The following is a 7,076-nucleotide window of genomic DNA, read 5'->3' on the forward strand; positions in this document are numbered from 1 at the left end:
GCTTATGAAAATCACACGCTTACTTACCATTCTCGCCAGTATGGCTGCTCCTTTTAGCAGCGGCTTACTCGCTCAAGACTATCCACTCAGCGAAAATCTCTGGACCAATCCTGAATTTCAAAATCGCTTCCTCGGCAGCTACGGCTTCGACACATCGATCACGCCCAAAATCACTGCCGACGAGCAAGAGATTTTCAAGCAATTGGTGCCTTTGATGCAGAACAACGCCAACGCGGCGATTCAACAATTGCGCTCCGCAATCACCAACGAGTCCAGCGCGGCACTCGACTACACCCTGGGCAATCTCTACGCTCAAGAAAACCAAGTGTCCAATGCGATTCGCTCCTATCAAACCGCGATCCGCAAGTTTCCTAATTTCTATCGCGCCTACAAAAACCTGGCATTGGTCATGGTCAATGAAGGTCGCTATGAAGAAGCAGTTCCTTTTCTGCTGAAAGGCCTCGAACTCGGCGGCACCGATGGCGCACTCTACGGCCCGCTGGGACTCGCTTATTTGAATCTAGAGAAGCCTAAGAGCGCACTGACTGCTTACGATAATGCACTGCTCTTCGCACCCGACAGCTTACAGTGGCAACAAGGCAAGCTCCGCTGCTTAATGGATCTGAACCTTTACAAAGAATCTGCCGGCATGCTGGAAGAAATGATTCTGGAAGACAGCCAAAACCAAAACTATTGGAAATGGCAGGCCAACGCCTTCCTGAGCGAGGACGACATGGCCAAGGCCAGCGCCAACCTTGAGATCCTGAAACGCTTGGGCAATGCCGACGGCGCCTCCTTAGGCCTGCTGGGCGATATCTACCTCAATGAGGGCATGACTCAAATGGCACTGGAGAATTACCTCCTCGCCGCCGATCAAGAATCACTCAGTTCCGCACGTCTAATTCGTACCGCACATAGCTTCGCAAGCCGCCGTCTATGGAACGAGGCCTCCACCTATTTGGATAAGACCAAGAGCCGACTCGACTCTCTCAGTCCGAAAGAACAATCCACCTTCCTCACGCTCCAAGCACAAGCAGCCATGGGCCTGGGTGAAACCGAACAGGCTTCCACAATCCTAGAAGCACTCGTCGCGGAAGACCCGATGAACGGTCAGGCGCTATTGACCTTAGGCAACCTACAACGCGAACTCGATCGCATCGAAGACGCGGCCTTCTCCTATGAGCAAGCCGCACAGGTCGATGAGACACGCGTCGACGCACTGGTTCAACATGCACGCATGCTGATCTCACTACGCGACTACTCACCTGCCGTCACACTACTGCAACGAGTCGTCTTACTCGAGCCAGGACCTCGCTATGAGGATTTCCTAGAGCGCGTCCAAAGCGCCAACCGCGCATCCAAGGGACAGATCTAATCGCGCACAACGACAACTTACCAAGAGCACATATATAAAATGATTCGCATTGAACAGGAAAACGACTGGCTTTTGCTCAGCCATCCAGACCACGCCGCACTCGCGGGTGAATTTGCCCGGCATTGGAAGAACGATTTCTTCGCACCGCCTAAGCCTTTCACCCACATATTGGATGCCACCGCACGTCACGACGACAGTTGGAATGACCGCGATGCATTGCCACTACTCACGCATGAGATGAACCCCAGCGCCTTCTCCGAAGAGCTGGTGGGCACTTATGATGCATTCGAGGAAATTGATCTGCACGACTATCTAGGTGTGCGTGGCCAAGCGACCGAAGTCGCCGCACTGCGTGACCCCTATTCGGCCATCTTGATCTCAATGCACACGGTCAATCTGCTAACAGTTCAGGCAGACCTCTCCACATTGAACGATGAAGATCGCGCCTTTCACAAGGCATTCATCGACGGACAAATTAATCGACAAGAGGAACTCAAGGCGCGGCTGATGTTACAAGACGACATTGCGCCCTACCTCACAGACGAGTGCCTGCTCGCAGGATTTAAATTCCTACAGGCTTGCGACAGCTTCTCGCTCCACGTCGGTGTCGCATTCTCCAAGCCTAGCAAACTGCAGCACGCGCACCCACGGCGCGATGGCAGCGAGACCGAAATCGAGTTCATTCCCAAGGGCGATAACCATTACGTGCTGAGCCCCTATCCACTAGATGAGCCGACCGTCGTATTCAAAGTGCCTTACCGTCGTGTGACTAAAACAGCCACTTCCAGCTTGGAAGCGTTTCAAGCGGCCTATGCGGCTGCACCGATCGAACTAGTCACCGTCACCGTCTCTCAAAGCTAAGCAAACCATGAGCGCCGAAGCTAAACTTGCCGAACTCGGCATCACTCTCCCCACCGCACCCACACCGGGCGGCAACTACCTAACACACCGTCGCATGGGTAACATGCTGATACTCGCTGGAGTCATTAGTTTTAGTTCCACCGGTGAAAAGTGGCAGGGCCAAATCGGTGACACCCGCGACTTGGACGAGGGTTATGCCGCCGCGAAGCTGTGCGCCTTGAATGTGCTCGCAACCATTCGCGACATCACTGGCACACTCGATGCAGTCAAACAGTTCTTGTATGTGGGCGGCTATGTCAGTGCCATTCCCGCTTACGGCAAGAGCCCATCGGTGATCAATGGTGCTTCGGATTTATTCGAAGCTGTATTCGGCGAAGCGGGCAAGCACGCACGTGCTGCCGTATCCGTAGCAGGACTACCTAATAACGCTACCGTCGAAATTCAAGTTACGGTCGAATTACACTAAAACAAAGAAGCACTTTAGACAGGGCGTAATGAGTGCGATGCATTTATTGCCGTAACCAGTATTACGGCTGAATACGTGCTGTAGCGCTGTTATGGATTTTCGCCCTTTCAAACCCAATCGACCTTTCGATATAAAAAAATGGCCCGGCTATTACGGCTGGGTCATTTTAGTCGTCGGCACCCTAGGCATGATTTCTGCCGTGCCAGGCAGCCCACCGGGCATGAGTGTCTTTGTCGACGATATGATCGGCGCACTGGACCTTGAGCGTAGCAGTTTCGCGCTCGCCTACACGCTCGGCACCATCGCCGCAGGCGTATGTGCGCCCATTGCTGGCCGCTTTATTGATCGCTTAGGCGCACGAGTCATGGGCTGCCTGAGTTATTTCGGCCTGGGGCTCATCCTACTCTTTACCGGCTACATCGGGCAAATTTATTCCATGTTTCCGAGCGCGGAGACGACCTCGGTCCCCTACGCCTTTATCCTGATATTTATTTCGTTTGCCGGCATCCGCTTGATGGGTGTCAGTTTCTCAATGACGACTTGCCGCTCCATGGTCTTTCGATGGTTCGAAGGTAAGCGTGGTTGGGCCGCTGCCATCAATGGCACCATGCTCTCGCTCAGCTTCTCAACCGCCCCCTTACTCTTGAACGGATTTGTTATTTCACTCGGCTGGCAACGCACATGGATCACTTTGGGCTGCATTTTCATCTTTGGCATGACAACGATGGCCTACGTCTTCTTTCGCGACAGCCCAGAGGCCTGTGGCGTCGAAGTGGAGCAGTCGACTTCCAAGCGCAAAGACAGTAAAATCAGAGTGCCGATCGTCAAAGAATTTACCGCTCCGGAAGCACTGCGCACCAGCACATTTTGGTATTTTGTCGCGGGCTTGGCATTGAATGGTTTGATCGGCACTGGTATTTCATTCCATATCATTGGGCTTGGTGACTCGCTGGGCATGACTCGCGAGGCTGCTGTGGGCGTCTTCCTCCCCTCCTCGTTTTTTCACATTGGTACCACGATACTCATCGGCAGCTATGCAGAACGCTTAAAGATGAAGCATGTGCTGAGCTTTATGGTGATCGCTCAGCTGCTCTCACTGGCCGGGGCTTACCACTTGTCAGACACTTTCTGGCGCTGGTGCTTCATTGTGGGCAGCGGCTGCGCCTGGGGCTCCTTTGGGGTTCTGGTCAATGTGCCATGGGCACGCTTCTACGGCCGTAAAAACCTGGGCGCAATCAATGGTTGGGTCACGGGCGTCATGATCGTCACCAGTGCACTCGGCCCCTACTTGTTCGGACTCTGCTACGAGCTAACCGACGCCTTCTCGATCGCCATCATCGCCTGCTCCGTCCTCTGTCCGATCGTATTCATATTCTCACTACTCTCAGACAATCCACAAGCAGTCATCTACTACAATAAGAAGGCAAAAACCAAAGGCCCATGAATCGACGACATTTCATAAAAAACAGCCTGATTGGCGTGTCCGCAAGCATCGCCCTCTCTCCCTGGTCCGCCTTCGGTCAAGGGCCCGCGATACTCGGCTCAGATAAGCTACGCCCGCAACTCAAGCACGGAGCCGCCAGTGGTGATGTCGATACGACGTGTGCCGTGCTCTGGTCCAAAACAAATCAAAGCGCTCAGATGTGGGTCGAGCTCAGCACCCTGCCCGATTTCTCAAAAGTTGAAACACTCAAAGGGGGACACGCACTCCAACAAACGGATTATAACGCGCACACCCTAGTCAGGCGTTTGTTGCCCAACACACGTTACTTCTACCGCGTTCATTTTCAATCGTTGAAAGATCCCAAACTGCGCAGCGAGCACTGTAGTGGACAATTTAAGACAGCGCCCACAGAAGCCTGCGATGTGCGCTTCTGCTGGTCGGCCGACACCGCAGGACAAGGCTTCGGCATCGATCCCGCCCACGGAGGCATGCTCACCTTCGCATCCATTCGCGCACGTAAGCCGGACTTTTTCGTCAACTCGGGCGACTTGATCTACGCCGACAACCCGATGTCCTCCGAAGTCACACTCGACGACGGCAGCATCTGGCGCAATCAACTGGTGGAAGCCAAAACACGCGTCGCCGAATCCACCGACGACTTTCGACAAAACTTCTACTACAATTTGCAGGACGATCACCTACGAGCCTTACAAGCCGAAGTGCCGATGATCCAGCAGTGGGATGACCACGAAGTCGTCAACAACTGGTATCCGCAAGAAATACTCGATGACGACCGCTATACGCTAAAGGATGTCAAGCAACTCGCACACAATGCCAAGACCGCCTTCTTCAACTGCAATCCCATCCGTCCTCACGACACGGATCCCGGCCGCATTTACCGCAAAATTAGTCGCGGCCCACTCTTAGATCTATTCGTGATCGACCTACGCAGTTACCGCGGCCCCAACAGCTACAATCATCAGACTCAACAGAGCGAGGAAACTGCTTTTCTAGGTGCAGACCAACTCAAGTGGCTCAAAGCCGAGCTCAAAGCCTCCAAGGCGACTTGGAAGATTATTTGTAGTGACATGCCGATCGGACTGGTCGTCGCCGAATGGGGCAAAGAAATCTACGAAAATGGAGCGAACGGCGATCACGGCGCCCCCCTCGGACGCGAACTGGAACTGGCTGAACTGTTCCAAAACATTGCGCGCGAAGACATCACCAACGTGCACTTCATCACCGCCGACGTTCACTACTGCGCGTCACACTATTACAATCCCGCCAAGGCCAGCTTCAAAGACTTTAAACCCTTCTGGGAATTTGTCAGCGGCCCACTACATGCAGGTAACTTCGGCCCCAACCCACTCGATGGCACCTTCGGCCCCGAGGTCAAATTCACCGGCATCCCCGAAGGCATGCCCGCCTTCACGCCACCTTCCGAAGGCCTCCAGTTTTTCGGAGAAATGGAAATCGATGGAAAAACGCAAGCGCTGACCGTCCGTCACTTTAATCGAATCGGCGAAGAAATCTGGTCTAAAGAACTCCAGCCAGAGCAAGCAGCCAAGGTATAAAACGAAAAGCCGTAAAGAAGGAATCAGGCATAAGAGGACACGGCCTTGTGCCGCACCAACAGATTGGAGGACAAAGCGACATTGGGTTTAACGACTCCCTTTTCTTCCCCGGTTCAAAGAATCGAGGCCACGTATCTTTAATCCTTGGGATTGGAGCTGTCGGCAGGCGCAAGGCAGATCGTCCGACCTACGCTCCCCGGTTCGAAGAACCGAGGCCATGTATCTTCAATCCTTGGGATTGGAGCTATCGACAGGCGCAAGACAGATCGGCCGACCTACGCTCCCCGGTTCGAAGAACCGAGGCCACGTATCTTCAATCCTTGGGATTGGAGCTATCGGCAAGCGCGAGGCAGATCGTCCGACCTACGCTCCCCGGCTCAAAGAACCGAGGCCACGTATCTTCAATCCTAGGGATTGGAGCTATCGGCAGGCGCAAGACAGATCGCCCGACCTACGATCCCCGATTCGAAGAATCGAGGCACGTATCTTCAATCCTTGGGATTGGAGCTATCGACAGGCGCGAGACAGATCGCCCGACCTACGCTCCCCGGTTCAAAGAACCGAGGCCACGTATCTTCAATCCTAGGGATTGGAGCTATCGGCAGGCGCAAGACAGATCGCCCGACCTACGCTCCCCGGTTCAAAGAACCGAGGCCACGTATCTTCAATCCTGGGGATTGGAGCTATCGGCAGGCACAAGACAGATCGCCCGACCAACGCTCCCCGGCTCAAAGAACCGAGGCCACGTATCTTCAATCCTTGGGATTGGAGCTGTCGACAGGCGTGAGACAGATCGTCCGACCTACGCTCCCCGGTTCGAAGAACCGAGGCCACGTATCTTCAATCCTTGGGATTGGAGCTATCAGCAACCCCAAGACAGATCGTCCGACCTACGCTCCCCGGCTCAAAGAACCGAGGCCATGTATCTTCAATCCTAGGGATTGGAGCTATCGGCAGACACAAGACAGATTACCCGCCCCCGTCAGTTCCCCGTCAGTTGTCGTTGAGCTGACCCCGTAAGTTGTCGTTGATTGAACAACGAATGGAGAGGAGCGTAGCGACGACGTGGCCGTGCACGGTATCGACAATTGGGGTGGTCGCCCCGGTGGCTTCATCCACCAACGCTTCTAAACCGCCAAGCCCCTGAAAACTGCCATAGCCCGTATACAGGTCGGGGCCGTGCACCATCCACTCACGTTTGCCGTGGTGCTCGACGGCGGCGACCATATATTCGACCTGAGGATCGAACCATGTTTTGATGCGGTTCTTTTCGATCGTGATCGCGTTGGCTCCGGCGGGCGAGTAATCGGTCTGGAAACGCCGTCCAAAGCCGTCATATTGTGCAGTCCAGATGTA

At 54.2% G+C, this 7,076-nt stretch carries 6 protein-coding genes; 5 read left to right on the forward strand and 1 reads right to left on the reverse strand.

Going from position 1 to position 7,076, the window contains the following annotated elements:
* Positions 1 to 4: 4 nt before the first annotated feature.
* From QEH52_RS08190 to QEH52_RS08210, 5 genes are all read left to right on the forward strand, one after another.
* Positions 5 to 1,375 carry a tetratricopeptide repeat protein gene (locus QEH52_RS08190; RefSeq protein WP_308949624.1) on the forward strand — a complete coding sequence of 457 codons (1,371 nt, stop codon included), beginning with the start codon at positions 5 to 7 and terminating at the stop codon, positions 1,373 to 1,375.
* Between the two features lie 39 nt (positions 1,376 to 1,414).
* A complete protein-coding gene (locus QEH52_RS08195; RefSeq protein WP_308949626.1) occupies positions 1,415 to 2,236 on the forward strand; it encodes a DUF3891 family protein in 822 nt (273 codons plus the stop codon).
* A gap of 7 nt (positions 2,237 to 2,243) precedes the next feature.
* Entirely contained in the window at positions 2,244 to 2,702 is a 459-nt protein-coding gene (locus QEH52_RS08200) for a RidA family protein (protein ID WP_308949628.1), read from the forward strand.
* A gap of 91 nt (positions 2,703 to 2,793) precedes the next feature.
* Complete coding sequence (locus QEH52_RS08205; protein ID WP_308949629.1) at positions 2,794 to 4,146, forward strand: MFS transporter; 1,353 nt, start codon at positions 2,794 to 2,796, stop codon at positions 4,144 to 4,146.
* Entirely contained in the window at positions 4,143 to 5,720 is a 1,578-nt protein-coding gene (locus QEH52_RS08210; protein WP_308949630.1) for an alkaline phosphatase D family protein, read from the forward strand. The genes QEH52_RS08205 and QEH52_RS08210 overlap by 4 nt, the downstream gene beginning before the upstream one ends.
* Before the next feature lie 993 nt (positions 5,721 to 6,713).
* Here QEH52_RS08210 and QEH52_RS08215 read toward each other — a convergent pair.
* Positions 6,714 to 7,076, reverse strand: a 363-nt coding sequence (locus QEH52_RS08215; protein WP_308949631.1) for a hypothetical protein, incomplete at its 5' end; no start/stop codon positions are given.

The sequence above is a fragment of the Thalassobacterium maritimum genome, assembly GCF_031127805.1.
Classification (GTDB): Bacteria; Verrucomicrobiota; Verrucomicrobiia; order Opitutales; family Coraliomargaritaceae; genus Thalassobacterium; species Thalassobacterium maritimum.